Consider the following 17,060-nt stretch of genomic DNA (forward strand, 5'->3'; position numbering starts at 1 on the left):
CATGATGTCGCTCCTTGGTTTGTTCCCGGAAGCGTACGATATTTTGGAGGGTTTGATGTTCAAATGTTCCGCAAGCCTGTTCAAGTGTTCCGCAAGCCTGTTCAAGTGTTCCGCATGGATGTTCAAATGTCGCCGCAAGCGTGTTCAAGTGTTGCCGTTTTTCTGTTCAAGTATTTCCGCAAGCCTGTTCAAATGCGCCGGAATTCATGTTCAAATGTCGCCGCAGAATGCAGTCATTATTAATGAAGCGTACCGGCGCGGGGACATTGAGACGAATATCATCCATAACATCAAACCCTTGGCAGAGCATAGCAAAGAGCGCGGCGTCCTCACTGTAAAGGAAGCCACCCAGGTCCTTAATGAGCAAACATGGAAATTGGTATGGTCCGATCAGTGGATGCATTACATCTATAATTTGACGGCGGCTCAGACGAGGATGCGCTTCAGACTCCTTGTTAACACCGAATGGGATACTTAAACGACACTACAGCATAATGTAAGGGTTTACATTAAAGCATAGAATATCGCCCCAAAGGGGTAGTGCTGATAGGTTTGCTTTACTTTTGCGCTTCAATGATAACTGTATCAATTCCAGAGGCCACTTTTTCAAGAATATCCAACTTAATTGCCTCTAAATGCTCTATTTGGGAAGGTTTTAAGCCCTGTGCCGCCGTCTCATCGTAAAAAAGCTGATAAGCTTCGATGTCCAAAGCCTCAGCAAGCTTCATGATAAAGGCGAAAGAGGGTGTTCTTCTCCCACTCTCGATCTGCCGGATATAGGTATGGGCCGCCTCACATCGTTCTGCCAGTGTTTTTTGGGAAATTCCTCGCTTTTTACGCCATTTTTTCATATTGTGAATAAATACACCGTTCAAATCCATATTTTGTATTCTATGAGCTTCTACTTTTTATCCATAGAGTAGCTTGACGTTTACATTATAGATATAATATGATTACATCGTGCTTACAATTTTATGGAAAATTAAAGGATTTTTTGAAAATTTGTGTAGTCTGCTGGACTACAAAAGGAGTTTTTTATGAAAAAAAGAGAACTTTTATTGTCAATTCTCGGCATAGTACTGACATTGGGGTTAATGCTTACTGGGTGTGATAATCCAGCTGGAGATAATGGTAACGGCGGTAACATTAAATATACGGTAACTTTTAATGCAGATGGTGGAACTGTTAATCCAACAAGTAAAGAAATTATTGCCGGTGATACTGTTGGCACTTTACCAACACCAACAAAACCCGGATATACTTTTGGAGGTTGGTTTACAGCTCGAAATGGAAGTGGAGTCGCTTTTACAACAACAAGCACTGTTACCGCTGCTATAACACTATATGCAGAATGGATAGTGATTATACAAAATACATATTATGGAGAATTTGATGGTATAAGTTCAACTGCGTATAATTTAATAATGGCCCATCAATATGAATGGGATGCAGTAAAATGGCATAATGCGATTATGAATAATCCTTGTTATCCAAGTAGTAAACAGTATCAAGCTGGTATGTCAATTAGCGAATTAAGATCTTTTTTAAATGGAAAAGACATAATCGGATCAACTCAAGAAACGATAATAACTAATTTAACTAGAAACGGTGCTGCGATTCTTATTTATCTTGCGGTTAATGATTATTACTATTATGTATATGCAATACGGGAATAATGTAGTTACATAAGAATATGTCAAGGGAACCTCTAAAAACTCAAAATAAAAGTCAAATACCTTATCTTTTATAGAGGTTTTGCGGACGTGTCAGAAATAGGACCTGTTGACAAAGGGAATCTATTAATAGATATGGTATAATTCCTATCGGTGGATACAGCCATGATGGGTAGGAAAAGCAAACAGCTATGCATGATAATGATAGACATGGAGGAACTCATACCGAAAAATCATCTGGTAAGAAAGATAATAGAAGCAATAGATTTTGATTTTATATATACCGAAGCGGCAGAGTATTATTCAAATATTGGCCGTCCATCAATAGACCCTCTAGACTTCCCCCGGTTTGGTAGACGGTCCAATCCGATAATCATCCGGTAAGAGAAAAGATTATGCGCCTGGTGGTGGTGGATGAACAGCACCGCTTCGGGGTAACCCAGCGCCAGGCCATCATGTCCAAGGGGGATCACCCGGGCCTCCTGATGATGAGCGCCACCCCTGGACCCTGGCGTTGACGGTTTTTGGGGACCTGGACGTTTCGGTAATCCCCGACATGCCCCCGGGCCGGAAACCCGTCAAAACCCACCTGGCAAAGGAGTCCAGCGAGGCCCGGGTCTACGACTTTGTCCGCAAGGAACTGGCCGCAGGGCATCAGGCCTATTTTGTCTATCCCCTCATAGAGGCGGACGGTAACAAGGCCCTCAAGGACGCTGAGTCCATGGCGGAGCGGCTGGCAAAAAAGGTTTTCCCCCAATACCCCACAGCCCTGGTCCATTCAAAGCTGGATGAAGAAGAAAAGCGGCGGGCCATGGAACGGTTCCGCCTGGGGGAAATCCGCATCCTGGCGGCCACCAGCGTGGTGGAAGTGGGGGTGGATGTACCCAACGCCACCTGCATGGTCGTGGAACACGCCGAGCGTTTCGGCCTTTCCGCCCTGCACCAACTCCGGGGCCGGGTCGGCCAGGGGGAAGCTCAGTCTTACTGCTTCCTGGTCTACTCCGATGCGCCCGATGAGGCGGCGGGGGGGGCGGAGCCGAAGCTGCCGGGACGGTCCTGACCGATGACGGCAAGACCCGGCTCAAGGTGATGCTGGAAAACAACGATGGCTTTGTCATCGCCGAGGAGGACCTGAAGCTCCGGGGCCCCGGCCAGATTGCGGGCATCGAACAGCCGGGCTACCTATCCTTAGGGATCGCCGACCCCATACGGGACGCCGAGGAACTTGCCCGGGCCCGGATCGACGCCTTCGCCATGCTGGAGGAGGACCCGGGGCTGCTCCTGCCAGAACACCGCCGCATAGCCCAGGTACTGGAACGGGCGCCGCCCTTTGCGAACGTGGTGCTGTGAGCTATGCTTATCGGTAAGTGGATAAATTGGATCTAAAAGGAATACGCAGAATGAAACAATTGTATATTTTCCTTATTATTTTGGCTTTTTTGGAATTCTTTGGCTGTGTGAGCCAGAGTCGGGATACATCGGGGGACCTCACCTCTGGTGAACGGGGGCTGGAGGTGATTGTTGAAGGGGAAGCTGAACCTGATGTGGAAGTGTTTCTACAGTTAGGGCACGCAGGCGGGGCACTGGATGCAGCGTTTAGTCCTGATGAAAGCCACATTATTTCAGCCTCACAAGATACCACGCTGAAGCTATGGGATATCGCAACTGGACGTGAAATTCGGACGTTTTCCGGACATTCAGGCGGAGTACGGTCAGTTGCATATAGCCCTGACGGAAAGCTTATCGCTTCGGGGGCTTCTGATAAAACCACGAAGCTGTGGGATGCCGTAACCGGGCGTGAAATCCGAACTATAACAGAAGATTCCTCCATAAGTTATGTGGCTTTTAGTCCTGACGGTAAATGGCTGGTTACAAAAAGTTCTAATAATACCACGAAACTATGGGATATCGCCAATGGACAGGAAATCAATGCTTTCAACGGTGTAGTGGAATTTAATCCCGGCTGGGACCAAATTGCCCAATGGGATAGGGATGGAAATATTACAATCCGGGACATCACAAGCGACCGTGAAATTCGTATTTTTCCGGGATATTCAAAGGGCATTACCGCCCTCGCGTTCAGTACCGATGGGAAACAGATTGTCTCAAGTTATGAGGATAGGACCGTAAAAGTATGGAATATCGAAAACGGGCAGGAAACTCAAAGCTTCGTAATAAAAAAGAAGCAGGGAGAAGGAACCGGCATGACGCCAACCATAAGATGTGTGGCTTTTGCGCCTGATGGGAAACGAATTGTCACAGGAGATGATGATCGTAAAATGAAGCTATGGGATAATAGTCAGGAAACCCAGACCTATGAAGGTCACTGGGTTACGATCGTGGATGCAAATGGAGGGGAGACATCAAGTGACACCGGGCATTTTAAACGGCTTCAATCAATTTCATTCAGTTCCGATGGACGGCAAATTCTTTCAAGAAGTGATGATAGGGTAATATGCTGGGATACAGACAGCGGCCGTGAAATAGCCAATTTTAAAATAGCCGACCAGATAGCTTCCATAAAATTCAGTGCTGATGAAAAAAAGATCATTACAGGAGATTTATTTGGGAATCTTGAGTTGTGGGATTTTATTGACGGACAAAAATTACAGTCATTCAAAAAAAGCATGGTAGGAATGTCAAGCGTCGCATTTAGCCCTGACGGTTCTCAGATTGTTTTTAGTTCATCGGATGATAACACGGTAAAATTTTGGGATATTACAGTCGGAAAGTTAATTCGATTTTTTTCAGGTATTAATAAATATGACAAGATTAAAGGGATACGGTCGGTAATATTCAGCCCCAGCGGCAAACAAATTGCTACAGGATCTTTAGGAAATGTAAAGTTGTACGATGCCGCAACAGGAGAGGAAATTCGTGTTTTTTCCGGGCAAAATTGGCCAGAGTCCATTGCCTTCAGTCCGGACGGAACAAAACTCGTTTCAGCATCCGATGACGGTACAATAAAACTGTATGATGTTGTAACCGGCGGTGAAATTGGCAATGTGGTAAAAAGGAGCTTTACAGGGGAATATCGTATTTTTGCGGAACACCCGGATGAATCCGTTGTTACGGCGGCCTTTAGTATTGATGGCAAACAAATCCTTTCCTGCGGTTCCTCGGGCACAGTGAAAATATGGAATTCAGCCGATGGACGCGAAATTCGTTCATTTCAAGCAAGCGAGACAAATAGTTCCGGATTAAAGGATCTGCTGTTTTCTGCAGCCTTTAGCCCTGATGGAAGCCGGCTTGTTACGGGATCTCGTTATGGTACTGTTAATCTTTGGAATACCTCAAGTGGACAGAAAATACGAACTTTAGGGGATTTGAGTAATAGTATTTTCGCTGTGGAGTTCAGTCCCGATGGAAAAAAAATTATTGCAGGGGATTACAATGTCTTGAAATTATGGGATGCGGAAACCGGCCAGATAATTCGGAATTTCTCCGGTCATTCCGGTTTTATTCATTCCATAGCGTTTAATCCCGGCGGGCAGCAAGTAGTTTCAATTTCAAGTGATGGTACCGCCCGCATTTGGAATATTGAATCCGGTAACGAAATTGTCAAATTAGTTAATTATGCAGGCAAGGATACCCAAATAACATCCGGCGGCCGCGGGCTTACGGTGGAATTAGAAGATCAGGTAGGCTCGGTGGACAGCGAATGGATTTCCGTTACCCCCGATGGCTATTATAATGCTTCGCCCCGCGGCGACCATTACTTCAATGTCCGTATCGGTAATACTGTATCCGGCATAGATGCCTACCGATCGATCTTCTACAACCCCGATGTAGTCCGGGCTCGTCTGCAAGGAAGGCCTGATCCTGCCTCCAAGGGTAAGGTTACTATTCAGCAGGCCGGTTTATTCAGCCCCCCAATTATTACCATACAGGAACCAGGTGTAAATAATATTGTTACCACCGCTACGACAAATTTATCGGTCGTCATCGAATCCAGTCGGCAGCCTATCAGTACTATCAAACTCCTCGTGAACGGCAGACTTGTCGGGCGTGATGAATTGATCGCCGTCACCGGAGGTAACCTTACCCCTGAGAGAGCCAGCCTGACCGTCACCGGCGGCCAAAGGGTCATAAATTTCCAGCTCCCGGTGGGCCTTGATCCCGGCCTTAACCGCATTGAGGTGGTGGCCTTTAACGGTTACTCGGACAGCCGGAAGTGGGTGGATATTACCCGGCAGACCCGGACCGGGGAGCAAGCTGCTCCTCCTAATCTGTGGATTCTTGCGGTGGGTGTGAATCAATATAGCAGTTCCCAAATCAACAGCCTGGATTACTGTGTTGCCGATGCACGGGAACTAATTGATTCCTTCTCTGCCCAGGAAGGTCGGCGTTATGGGAAGGTACACAGCCTCCTCATCGCCGATGGCGCCTCCATCGTCCCAACGGCGGCCAATATCAGGGATAACCTTAAATTTCTCTCCGGGGCGGGACCCAAGGATGTGGTCCTGCTTTTCCTCGCGGGCCACGGGGTAAGCGATAATTCGGGAACCTTTCTCTTTCTTCCCAGAGATGCGGCCCTGACGGCGAACGGTGGGGTAAACCCTGCAAAGGCAATCTCCAACAATGATATCATTTCTGTACTGGATGCGCCCGGCAATCGGCTAGTGTTCATTGATGCCTGTCAATCCGGTGGGGTGGATAATGACCGCCTGGTCAGATCCCTCATGGACACCAACGCCTTCGTCTTTACTTCCAGCAGGGGGAACGAGAAGTCCCAGGAGCGGTCCGAATTAGGGCATGGGGTATTTACTTACAGCGTTATTCAGGGTTTAAAGGGGCTCGTTTCGGCCCAATCCGCCAATAACAGCATCAGCGTACTTGAATTGAGCGGTTTCGTGTCAACCAATGTCCTCAGGATTACTTCGGACCAACAGCACCCCAGCGCCTACTCCCTGGGGTTCTACGACTTTCCGATGGTGGAAATGCCATAAAGCCCATAGCCCAGGCGCCGCCCTTTGCGAACGTGGCGCTCTAGCAGCCTGTTGCACTTGTAGGTTTTTTGCGCTTGAAGCCGCAAAAAACTTCGATTTATGGGCTGCTTACGGAGTTTGTAGGGTTGAAAAATTGCCAGATAGGCAATTTTTCTCGATTAATTGCGCGAAGCGCAACAAACTCCTAGGGGCTTACTTTTCTATCCTTAATCCCTCATTTTTGTATTCATCTATTGAACCATCAATGGTTAGCAAAATAAAATTATTTCGTAGTGCTTCCCATACTAAAAAGCGGTCAAAGGGATCTCTGTGGTATAATGGTAAATGATAACTTGTAATTATATCAATGTTGTTTATTTCTTTACATACATGCTCTTCTTGGCCGAAGAAAATGCCCCTTCACTTAGTCCCAATCAAAACCTCCCAACCCTACATCGCCCGTCGGAACAGTACCCATATCAATAATCGGGGCAGTATCCCCTGAGGGAAGGCCCGAAGTGTTTCCAAAAGGAAGGGCAGGAGTAAGGGACGCCGCCGCAGCTTCAAAGGGAGATACCACCCGGCGGTCTGTTTCATCAACATAGCTTGTTTCCCGTTTCGACACATTGACCAGGCTTCCGTTTGCATGAACATATTGAACCCGCCCCTCATCTACCCGGAGGTTCACCGTATCAAATTCAAAGGAGGTCCCCCGTACCGATGCGGTTACCGTAGGGCTCCTGACCGTAAAGTTGGTTTTTCCTCCGGAGGGGGGGCTTACATCTGCCCGAATCCTCCCGGCATGAAGGTATATGTTTACCTGTTCGTCCCCATCATTCCGCAGTATTTCTTCCAGACTTAAACGGGTTAAGGGCCGTACCGTAATAACCGAATCTCCCAGTGCAATAAGGGCGGTACTTTTAAACCCCGTGGATATGCGGGTTCCCTTTTCTATCCGGTCCCCTTGAGCAGCTTTTACCCAAACGGATGAACCGGATACCTGCATTTCTACGGTCCCGCTTAGTTCCCGAAAAAACCCGCTTTCCTGAGAAAATAATAATCCTGCGCTTATAATAAACAATACAAAAAACGATATTCTTCCCATCATGTCCTCCGCAATTTCTAGAACGATAACAAAGTCTCCAAAGAGACCCGCCACTTCACGGCGGCTCCCGAAGCAAAAGCCTTCCCGGTCTGGGGCAGGAAAGCTCCGCCGCCAAGGGTAAAGGCAATATCCGAAACCGGCGCCCAGATAAGGTTCGCGGCAAGCTCGCCCCCCAGCAGGGGAGAACGGGAATCCGTGTCCAGTTCAGTATCACGGTAAGTAGTAGTATCGGTGCGGAAAAAATAAGCCGCCGACCCTTCCGCCGAAATGGCCTTGTGGAGACGCCGGGTATAGCTCCCCTGTATCAGGGCAATACCTGAAAGTTTTGGCCGGAGTATCCTTCCCTGGGCTATGGTGCTTATGGGAAGGAAAGCCTGCGCCTGATCATTCCATGCCCCGGAGCTAAAGGAAGCTCCCAGAAAAAACCGGTCATTGGCGGGGCCGGGGGGAAGCCAAACCAGATCGGCCCTAAGGGCAAAACAAAATTCTAATGGATTATCCCCGGGCTCTTTCTCAAGTAAACCCAGCACGGCCCCCAGATCGGCGTTAAAATCGTCCAGAAAGGGCAGACTCAAAGTTGCTTCCCCGTATTGGGAATTGACCGTATTGGATGAATCGTTCAAATCGAACTGCCCTATCATACCCAGCTTAAGAAACTTATCGGTATTGAACAGAGCGGGAATTCCCCAGTTCAGGGAAAAAAGTACACGCCGGGAAGAAAAATAGACATCCCGATCATGATAATCCGCATAATCGCTGTCGCTCATGGTGATATAGGCGTCCTTTTTATAGAGCAGCCCGGTATAAAAGGCCCTTGCGGAAAGCTTGGTTTTCCCCAGGCTGTACTCTGCGGAAAGACCATCAAAGAGGCCGCTTAAAATAGTGTTTGAAGCTTCCTGGTAGAAACTCCGTCCGGCAGCCATGCGTAAACCTGACTTGAACCGATACCTCATTTCAAAGCGGTAAATCTCCGGGATCCGCTGCCATTCATCATCCGCCCGTTCCATAGAAAATCCACCGGAAAAGTAGAGATCCCCCTGTTCCCCAAGGGGCGCCGCAAACCAGGGAATTACCGTTCCCGTGTATTCAAAACTACTGCCGCCGGTATCACCATTGCGGAATAGCGGGAGTTGGCGCAGGGTCAGGCCGAAATCCTGGGCAAAGGCGGCGGGTGTACTCAGTATAAGTAACAGGATGAAAATGAAAAGATGGGGAGACTTGTTACAATTCATTTTCATAGTCCAGTGCCCGGCTAAGAATCCGCAGTAAAGTTTCTCCGGAAATTTGCGCGGTCGAATAGGACCGGCCCTGCAGTATTTGGAGGCGGCTCAGTTCCCGGTAACTGTAACGGGGACCGGGAAACAGGGTATACATAAGCCCCCCTTTCAGACTGAGGGACTTCATGATAAGAAGGGAAACCCCGCCAAAGGTGATCGCCCCTTCGGCCCGGGTTTTTTTAGGGAGCCATTTGTTTTCCCGGGCAAAGTTGTACGCCTCGGCAGGAGAACTGTCCGGGGGAAGGGCCGCTGTGGCGGAAAGGATAAACCAGGCGGCATCCTCGCAGCTGACGGTCTTTAGGCCGAGGACCCGTTCCAGTTCCGCCGCGGTTTGGGTGTGGGACAAGACGGCGGCGCCGAGAAACAGCAAAGTAACGATGCAGAACTTCTGCGGTGATAGTGATGGTGTTTTCATGGCAATACCGGCGGTCTGGTCTGCCAGGAAAGCACGGGGTAGTCGTAGCCGCTGATGAACTTCCAGCCGGTATCCCCAAAGGTCCAGCCGGCGGCGGTATAGGGCGTTTGTGTTATAAAAGCCGTAGGAGCTGTTGCCTGGCCAGCTTCATTGTTTGGTCCCGGAGCAGGGGTGGTGTTAGTATTATTTTGCAATACAATATCATCCCGGGAATAGTTACCGCTCAGTGTGACAGCAGAGGAAGCGCATATTGCATTCGCTATTTTTGTTGGTGCCGTTGAAGGACCGGCGTCAACCACGGAAACCAGGGCCATGCAATCGATGACGGTAACGCCGATACCGGCATTATCATAGCCCATTATCCCGCCGACATGGATAGCAACGTTTCCCGTTCCCATTGATTCTACCGTTCCCGCAGCGTAACACCTGGAGATAGTCCATAAATTGGTTCCAGCAATACCCCCCGCCATTATATTAGGACATGTGCCGGAACTTATTACATTGGCGTAAGCGTAGCAGTTTTCGATTACACCGGTAACACCGGCAGTATTAAGATAACCTGCTATACCGCCGGAATGCGAATCTGAAGAGGATCCTGTGGCAGTGCCTTTTATTATGCCCGAAGCATAACAGTTTTTTATCGTGACGCCGGTAATGGAATTGTTAGCCCTGCCAACTATACCTCCTACATTGGAGTCATCGGCCTCCGTCTCTATACGGCCTTCGGCAAAACAGGCGGTAATTTCGCCATCCGCAAAAAAACCGGCAATTCCCCCGGTGGTGCCGTTCCCTGTAGGGGAAAGGCCGCTTATGCTGCCCTTAAAAGAGCTGCCGCTTATGGTCACATTCACAGAATTTCCCGCAATGCCGCCCACCATAAGAGCGTTTACCGTTTCTCCGGCTATGTCCCCCTCGATATGGCAGTTTGTGATGGTGGTGGTTGTTCCGTAATTATTCGTACCCACAATTCCCCCCAGGTTGAGGGAACTGACGCCGTTACCCTTGACCGAAAAAGAGCCGGAGACCTGAATATCCGTAAAGCTGGTATCAATTGCAAACCCGGCAACCCCGCCAGCGTGTTGGTCAGAATAGGTGAGTCCATCCAGGTAGGTAAAATCCACCGGGGCGCCAAGGGTATAGTTAATCGTTACATTGCTGATTGCCGCATTGTCGACCAGACCCAAAAATCCCACATACGCGAAATGTTCGCCCGCCGTTACATTTGCCCCGGTAAAGGAACCGATAGTGATACTGTGGCCCCCTCCGTCAAATACCGCCTCAAAGGGTGTTGTATAATCGCCTATGGGCGTCCAGGGCGCGGTCAGGACTATATCCCTTTCCAGATGAAAAATCTTCGTACCGTCGATGGCAAAATCCGTTCCTATGCGCCGCAGTTCCGCCTCGTTGTGGATGTAGATATCCGGAAGCTCCTCATAGTATGCCTTATAGATTGGATCTATCATCATGGGGATGTTGATAGGATTATTCGGTCCCGCCGTAACGTTGATCGTAATGTTGCCGGTCCCTACCAGCCTTGAAGCAGTGTCATAGGCATTAGCTTCAACGGCCCATGTCCCGATTTTCAGTGTAACCACCGGAGGCAGAGGCGGTTCCAGTTTTAAAGTTTCGCCCGGTCCGGTAAAGGTAAGTTTGTAGCTAATGCTGTGGCTGATAAAATCATCCGATAAAGACCGGGAAAAGCTGTTCCCACCCGGCAGTACCAGACGAATGGTTCCTTTTTCAGCGTTATAAGCGCTTCCCGAAGGCAAGTCACAGGAGGCCGCGCATAGGGCTGCAAAAGCTAACCCAATCAGCGGCATTACCCAATGGAATCCGAAACGTTTTATTAAAAACCCCGCCATTTCCGATAATTTCCGCATACCCTTTAAATATTACATCTAAAGGTGTAGATAGTCAATCCAAAACATTTGCGCGTAACAGCGGTTTATTAGATCCCGCGGTATAGGCCGGGACCGGACACCCCGTACTTGCCGGTAGGGGAGCCTCCGCCCTTAGGCTAAGACTCCCCTATATTTTTCGATAATTTTTTCTAGAATGCGGGGATCACAAAATATACATAAAGTATGTAACAGGGCATTAAGATCAGTGAGAGTAACCAACTCATCCTAAAGAGGGATTTAAAATCATAACCACCCGCTGCCATGGCCAAGGGGACTGCCGGCGTTGCACTGGGAGTCATAAACGCAGTAAGACTGCCTGCGGTTATAAGAACTAAAAGTCCGACAGGATTGGCTCCCAAGGCAGATGAAGCTATCAGACATATAGGAGCGAAGATGTTCATTACACCCTGGTTTAACATGAATTGGGTCAGAATGAATGGGACAATAAAGAATACCGCGTTAAGTAAGAGGCCGCTCTGTACTCCGCCAAGGGTACTTGATATCACTCCGCCTACCGCAGTCGCTGCCCCGGTATCAATCAGGGCTTGAGCCATGCCGGTCGCACCGATAAGGATAAATCCTATATCGATAGCCATCGAAGAAATAGCCTCTTTTCCGGAAAGGACACCGAAGGCCACATCAAGGAAACAAGCGCCCATAACGATCATCCAAGGCGCTATTTTTATCTGTGTATTAAAAACTAACCCTAATACGGTGAGGAAGAAAATAATACACCCCATAATATTGGCGAGTGGTTTGAGTTTCTCTTGCCCGGAACCGGTATTCGTTGCCGTCTGAATCGGAATTATGGGCTTTTCGGGGGTGAGCTTAGGAGCCAAGAAGATTGCCCAGAAAAACAGAACCAATATCATTGGAAGGCGGCCCCTGGTAAAATCAAGGGGTGACATGGTGATATTAAAACCATACGCCTCCAGTAATCCGTTATATAATGCTGATTGGTTTATGGCAAATCCAAAGGGCAGAATTCCACAGCAGGCAATACAAATTACCGCCAGCGGGAATTGCCCCTTGGAAGGGCTGACCTTGTATTCGTTACAAACCGCATCCATTATGGGGAAGCAGATTGCATAGGCAACCATGGGACTGGTGATTAGGCTGGAAGCAATCAGCCCTATCACCAAAACGCCGATATAAGCTTTCCGATAACTACCGCTGGTGATGGTACGAATCCCGCGGGTAATAGTCTCAAGCAGGGTTGTTCGTTTTAACCCCGCTGAAACTACAAACATACCGACAACAATAATAACATTACCGCTTCCTAAGCCCGCCAATGCCTTAGCGGGTTCAAGACATTTTGTGAAAACCAGAACCAGCAAGGCAAGCATGGCGGTCACACCCAATGGCCAAATGTTGGATGCATAAAGCACGATAGATAGCACAAATACCAAAATACTAATAACAACCGGATTCATATCAAATCCCTCCTAAAAATATAAAATACCCCAAACTGTACTAACCGCTATTCTTCGTCAAAATAAATACCCAGGTTGTACCACTTCCATGGTGTTGGATAAATAAACACCGCTCCCGGATCTAAACCAGCCACCTCACGAGAAACATCCGCAAAATACTCGGACAGTTTTTCTGCACCCCAGCGTTTATACATCACATCCTGATGAAAAGGAAAAATCATCTGGGCGCCATACTTTGTCAGCAATTCCGCTAAAATATGCGGTGAAACCTGCTCGCCGGTTAATAGATCTCCTCCTTTGCGCACACCGGCCTGACGCAATAAAATATTCGGATGAATATCGAAAACATTTTTCCATATTGCCTGTCCGGATGCCATGAGAATACGGAAACCGTTATTAGTTGAGATCAGGAAGTCATAGGAGTCTAAATAACCATTCTCATCACATTCCTTGTGTCCGCTTATCCCCAGCTGCTTAAGGGTAATGTCATTTTCAAGACTGTATTTAAGACCGCCCGTGGGGTTATGCTTAGCTTGAAATATATCCAGGGTAAAATCGTCCAGGTGATAATTTTGTCCGGGATACATGGGGAACACATTATCGTAGGGTAACTTGTGGTATCGTAAAGCCGCTGTTGCAGAATACGCTCCAATAAAAACCTTGGAGTTGAATTTTTCAACAAAATACCCCAAATCTATGTCATGATCATAATGGGTATGACTAACTAAAATATAGTCTGCCCCTTTAACATCCTCCCTGGTGGGTCCCCCAAAATCAAGCCCGGTAAAATATGGATCAATTAATATGGTTTTTCCGTTTGGCAGAACCAACTCATGACCAGCGCCTACATTAAAAAATCGAATTTTTAAACCGGTGGACTTCATATAATACCTCCTTACAAATACACTAACTTACCAATCAAGCACCGATCCGTCAAAAGAAATTTTTGCCCCCTTGGTTGCCCTATCCTTTGCCGGGAAAAGATCCGCCGCCTTATCCGAAAGCTCAATGCCTATCCCGGGGCCGTTGGGAACAATAATACAGCCATTTTTTATTTCAAGCGGTTTTTTCACCATGGCGTCTTCCCGTCCGTCAAGACAGAAATCGGGCAGTTCCATTATTCCAAGGTTAGGAATACAAGCCGAAAGCTGCACACAGGCAGCGGTGGAAACAGGCCCCAGGGGATTATGGGGGATTATTTGTACACCATGGGCTTCTGCTACGGCGGCTACTTTTTTAGCTTGGGAAATTCCTCCCACCGCACACACGTCAGGCCGGACATAGAAGGCCCCGCCCCTGGCGAGAAGCGTTTGAAATTCATGCATACAAATAAAACGCTCACCGGTAGCTATGGGGATATTGATTTTATGCGCCAAGGCGCCCATGGCATCGGGATTATCCGGAATAATCGGATCCTCAATATTAAATGGGCGGTATTGCTCAGCTTCTCTACACAGGGCTACTGCTTCCGGGCTAGTGAGTGAACGATGCATCTCCATGATCAAATCAAAATCGTTACCCACTGCCTCGCGGCAGCGCCTCACTTTTTCGATGAGAAGTTCAATCTTATTTGAAAAAAACTCCCTCTCTCCCCCGGGGGTAGTTTGCTGCTCAGTTAAAAATAGTTTAGCTGCGGTAAACCCTTTTTCTTTGAGTGTTTTACAGCCCTTTACCATTTCATCCGCCGTTTGACTGCCAAAGCCCGATGCATAGACCCGTATTTTATTTCTGGTTTTACCGCCTAAAAGTTCATATACAGGAACTCCAAGGAGCTTTCCCTTAATATCCCAAAGCGCAATATCAATGGCGCTGAGGGCACTCATAATAACCGAACCTCTAAAATACATAGCCCGGTACATATTTTGATAATGATATTCGATGGTTGAAGGGTCCTTCCCAATAATAAATTCTTTGAGCTTTTCTAAAGCCGCAGCGGTGGCTCCCAAGAATCCCCAATTTCCGGCCTCCCCAAGGCCCGTTATACCCTCATCTGTATCAATTTGTATAAACAAATAATGTTTCGCGGGAATAACCCGCAGGTCTGTAATTTTCAACTTTATACCTCCAATTTAGAAAATCTCTGAATACACTAATCGATATTGCAAAAACCATGCCAAATTGGAATATTTCTTTATGAAACAATATTTGCCCGCCGGAGAACGGTCTTTTATTGCGCCCATTGCATAGAGATTCATAAAATTGTAATGAAATGCGAAAAAACGTTAGCCGAGGGGACTACCCTATGGTGTGATAATCTTAACGGGATAAACGGCGCCTATTCTTTGGATAGCCCATTATTGAAATAATTTGAAATCAATGGTTTCATTTTTGAAACGCCATTTAAAACAACCACGTTAGTCAAGAATTCCAAAATGCTTCATTTTACGCCAGAGCGTGCTTTTACTGATGCCCAGTTCCCGGGCGATCTTTATTCTGGACCCCCTATGCTTTTTGAGAAGATCCTGGATATATTGTTTTTCAAACTGATCCGCAGAATCTTTAAAATCGTGGATTTGAGGCGGTTCATAATCCCCATACGCCGATAGCAGCTGTTGGGTAATAAACGCCCCATTGATTTCGTTCGTGCGGGTAATGATTACCAGTCTTTCACAAAAATTCCTGAGCTGACGGATATTGCCCTGCCAAGGATACTGCTCCATGACCTCATAGGCGTCTTCGGAGAGCGCAAAGTATTTCCCGAACTTTTTCCCATAATTTGAAAGGAAATGATCCGTTAAAAACTGTATATCCCCCGTCCGTTCGCGCAGGGGCGGCAGATCCACGGTAAGCACATTAAGGCGGTAGTAAAGGTCCTCCCTAAATTGTCCTTCCTGCACCAGCTTAGACAATTGCTTATTGGTGGCGGTGATAACCCGAACATTAATAGGAATAATGCAGTCATCCCCCACTCTGCGGATACATTTTTCCGCCAAAGTCCTGAGCAGCCTGACCTGCCCAGAAAGATCCAACTCAGAAATCTCGTCCAGAAATATGGTACCCCCCTCGGCAATTTCAAAAAGCCCCTTTTTACCCCGGCGTATCGCACCGGTAAAGGCGCCCTCGGCGTAGCCAAACAATTCGCTTTCCAGAAGAGTTAAGGGAAGGGCTGCGCAGTTTACCGCAACAAAGGGCTTGTCCTTTCGCACACCGTTATTATGGATACCCTGGGCAAAAAGTTCCTTGCCGGTTCCGGATTCACCTAATATCAAGGTGGTTGCATCATATTTAGAAAATTCATTGGCAATATACTTTGCGTCAAGAATTTTTTCCGATCGGCCTATGATATCACTAAAATGATACGGAGCCGTATGCCCCTTTTGATGCAATTCGCTTTTTGCCTGGGCTTCCATACGCTGTATCCGTTCAAGTTCATTAAAATGAATAACCGCCCCTCTGAATCCACCTTCGTTATGAACCGCAGTAATATTGACAATATATATCGATTGGTTTATTTCCAGTATTTTCCCAAATACATCCGGGCCTCCCCGGAGTACCGATTTGGTGAGTTCCGGATCAAGCTGAGGGATCATGTCCCAAATAAATTTGCCATCGTATGTTCCCGGGACAAGGTTAAAATCGCTTTCGGTTACCTTGTTAAGGATAAGCGTCCTGCCCTCATGATCTATGTGAACAACTGCGTTAAAGGAATTGTGAATAATGGACATGAGATCCCTGCTGCGTTGACGCTCGGACTCTATAGCCGCAGCAACTAATTTAGCAACCCTAAAGGCGTTGGCAAGAGACTCATCAGCAAGATTACCATCCAGACAGCAGGTCCTAATAGGGCATGGCCCAAACTGTGCATAGACGGTCGCGCTGGAAATTAAAATATCAACCCTTTGGTCTACAGCCTGACAGACCGCATCGTAAATAGATAAACGGTCTGTCGAGTCAACATGACACAGTGAAATGGGTACCTTGAGCAGATCCTCACAAGATTTTATAGAATAGCTGATCCCGGAAGCCTGTGCTTCGACGGTCAGAAATCGTATGTGGGGAGACCTAATTCCGCTTATCCGTATTGCCTCAGAAAAATTCTTCATTAATTCACCAATCGTGATGTAACATTGGACGATAGGTATAGTAATGTCGGCAGAGCAAAGGGTCTTGTTCAGGGCACTTCTTATTACAATAGCCTCAAAGCCCGCAGCTTCCACATCCCGGGCCATTTGCGCTGCATTGTGTATATCTGCTTGAAAAATCTGAAAAGTATCGGTATATTGCCCCCTAAGGACAACTCTTTTTGCTGTATTATATATCGCCTCTGTGGTGGCAAAAAAAGCAATATTTGCCATAAAAATCTCCCTATTAAGGTATCATATACCCCA

Annotated in this window: 13 protein-coding genes and 1 pseudogene; 5 read left to right on the forward strand and 9 right to left on the reverse strand. The window is 47.4% G+C overall.

Annotated elements, in window-relative coordinates:
• Position 1 precedes the first annotated feature (1 nt).
• Entirely contained in the window at positions 2 to 478 is a 477-nt protein-coding gene (locus LQZ19_RS00190) for a hypothetical protein (protein WP_411045607.1), read from the forward strand.
• A 79-nt stretch (positions 479 to 557) separates the two neighbouring features.
• On the opposite strand, the gene LQZ19_RS00195 is transcribed toward LQZ19_RS00190, so the two are convergent.
• Positions 558 to 881, reverse strand: coding sequence for a helix-turn-helix domain-containing protein (locus LQZ19_RS00195; protein WP_411045608.1), 324 nt, complete (start codon positions 879 to 881; stop codon positions 558 to 560).
• 156 nt (positions 882 to 1,037) lie between these two features.
• Here LQZ19_RS00195 and LQZ19_RS00200 point away from each other — a divergent pair, with 156 nt between their 5' ends.
• From LQZ19_RS00200 to LQZ19_RS00215, 4 genes and pseudogenes are all read left to right on the forward strand, one after another.
• Entirely contained in the window at positions 1,038 to 1,676 is a 639-nt protein-coding gene (locus LQZ19_RS00200) for an InlB B-repeat-containing protein (protein WP_411045609.1), read from the forward strand.
• Between the two features lie 207 nt (positions 1,677 to 1,883).
• Positions 1,884 to 2,057 carry a transposase gene (locus LQZ19_RS00205; protein WP_486401698.1) on the forward strand — a complete coding sequence of 58 codons (174 nt, stop codon included), beginning with the start codon at positions 1,884 to 1,886 and terminating at the stop codon, positions 2,055 to 2,057.
• Positions 2,054 to 3,023 (forward strand): annotated as a pseudogene (locus LQZ19_RS00210) (helicase-related protein); the annotation flags it as partial. The gene LQZ19_RS00205 and the pseudogene LQZ19_RS00210, both read left to right, overlap by 4 nt.
• A gap of 50 nt (positions 3,024 to 3,073) precedes the next feature.
• Complete coding sequence (locus LQZ19_RS00215; RefSeq protein ID WP_411045611.1) at positions 3,074 to 6,622, forward strand: caspase family protein; 3,549 nt, start codon at positions 3,074 to 3,076, stop codon at positions 6,620 to 6,622.
• A 403-nt stretch (positions 6,623 to 7,025) separates the two neighbouring features.
• Here the strand turns inward: LQZ19_RS00215 and LQZ19_RS00220 are convergent, their stop codons facing one another.
• The 8 genes from LQZ19_RS00220 to LQZ19_RS00255 form a co-directional block, all read right to left on the reverse strand.
• A complete protein-coding gene (locus LQZ19_RS00220) occupies positions 7,026 to 7,709 on the reverse strand; it encodes a FecR family protein (RefSeq protein ID WP_411045612.1) in 684 nt (227 codons plus the stop codon).
• Between the two features lie 14 nt (positions 7,710 to 7,723).
• A complete protein-coding gene (locus LQZ19_RS00225; protein WP_411045613.1) occupies positions 7,724 to 8,938 on the reverse strand; it encodes a hypothetical protein in 1,215 nt (404 codons plus the stop codon).
• Positions 8,928 to 9,398: a hypothetical protein gene (locus tag LQZ19_RS00230; protein ID WP_411045614.1), complete on the reverse strand. Its 471-nt coding sequence runs from the start codon at positions 9,396 to 9,398 to the stop codon at positions 8,928 to 8,930. Before LQZ19_RS00230 ends, LQZ19_RS00225 begins: the two co-directional genes overlap by 11 nt.
• Entirely contained in the window at positions 9,395 to 11,278 is a 1,884-nt protein-coding gene (locus LQZ19_RS00235; RefSeq protein ID WP_411045615.1) for an autotransporter outer membrane beta-barrel domain-containing protein, read from the reverse strand. The genes LQZ19_RS00230 and LQZ19_RS00235 overlap by 4 nt, the downstream gene beginning before the upstream one ends.
• A gap of 170 nt (positions 11,279 to 11,448) precedes the next feature.
• On the reverse strand, positions 11,449 to 12,732 hold the full coding sequence (locus LQZ19_RS00240; protein WP_411045616.1) for an SLC13 family permease: 1,284 nt from the start codon (positions 12,730 to 12,732) through the stop codon (positions 11,449 to 11,451).
• A 47-nt stretch (positions 12,733 to 12,779) separates the two neighbouring features.
• Positions 12,780 to 13,616, reverse strand: coding sequence for an MBL fold metallo-hydrolase (locus tag LQZ19_RS00245; protein WP_411045617.1), 837 nt, complete (start codon positions 13,614 to 13,616; stop codon positions 12,780 to 12,782).
• 27 nt (positions 13,617 to 13,643) lie between these two features.
• A complete protein-coding gene (locus LQZ19_RS00250; protein ID WP_411045618.1) occupies positions 13,644 to 14,786 on the reverse strand; it encodes a mandelate racemase/muconate lactonizing enzyme family protein in 1,143 nt (380 codons plus the stop codon).
• 300 nt (positions 14,787 to 15,086) lie between these two features.
• Positions 15,087 to 17,027: a sigma 54-interacting transcriptional regulator gene (locus tag LQZ19_RS00255; RefSeq protein ID WP_411045619.1), complete on the reverse strand. Its 1,941-nt coding sequence runs from the start codon at positions 17,025 to 17,027 to the stop codon at positions 15,087 to 15,089.
• Positions 17,028 to 17,060: the final 33 nt, after the last annotated feature.

The sequence above is a fragment of the Treponema primitia genome, assembly GCF_046533075.1.
In the GTDB taxonomy this organism is placed as follows: domain Bacteria; phylum Spirochaetota; class Spirochaetia; order Treponematales; family Breznakiellaceae; genus Termitinema; species Termitinema primitia_B.

Coding starts and splice junctions, on each gene's coding strand:
- LQZ19_RS00195 (WP_411045608.1), bottom strand. CDS start 881: ATGGATTTGAACGGTGTATTTATTCACAATATGAAAAAATGGCGTAAA.
- LQZ19_RS00190 (WP_411045607.1), top strand. CDS start 2: ATGATGTCGCTCCTTGGTTTGTTCCCGGAAGCGTACGATATTTTGGAG.
- LQZ19_RS00225 (WP_411045613.1), bottom strand. CDS start 8,938: ATGAATTGTAACAAGTCTCCCCATCTTTTCATTTTCATCCTGTTACTT.
- LQZ19_RS00215 (WP_411045611.1), top strand. CDS start 3,074: ATGAAACAATTGTATATTTTCCTTATTATTTTGGCTTTTTTGGAATTC.
- LQZ19_RS00220 (WP_411045612.1), bottom strand. CDS start 7,709: ATGATGGGAAGAATATCGTTTTTTGTATTGTTTATTATAAGCGCAGGA.
- LQZ19_RS00230 (WP_411045614.1), bottom strand. CDS start 9,398: ATGAAAACACCATCACTATCACCGCAGAAGTTCTGCATCGTTACTTTG.
- LQZ19_RS00245 (WP_411045617.1), bottom strand. CDS start 13,616: ATGAAGTCCACCGGTTTAAAAATTCGATTTTTTAATGTAGGCGCTGGT.
- LQZ19_RS00235 (WP_411045615.1), bottom strand. CDS start 11,278: ATGCGGAAATTATCGGAAATGGCGGGGTTTTTAATAAAACGTTTCGGA.
- LQZ19_RS00200 (WP_411045609.1), top strand. CDS start 1,038: ATGAAAAAAAGAGAACTTTTATTGTCAATTCTCGGCATAGTACTGACA.
- LQZ19_RS00255 (WP_411045619.1), bottom strand. CDS start 17,027: ATGGCAAATATTGCTTTTTTTGCCACCACAGAGGCGATATATAATACA.
- LQZ19_RS00240 (WP_411045616.1), bottom strand. CDS start 12,732: ATGAATCCGGTTGTTATTAGTATTTTGGTATTTGTGCTATCTATCGTG.
- LQZ19_RS00205 (WP_486401698.1), top strand. CDS start 1,884: ATGGAGGAACTCATACCGAAAAATCATCTGGTAAGAAAGATAATAGAA.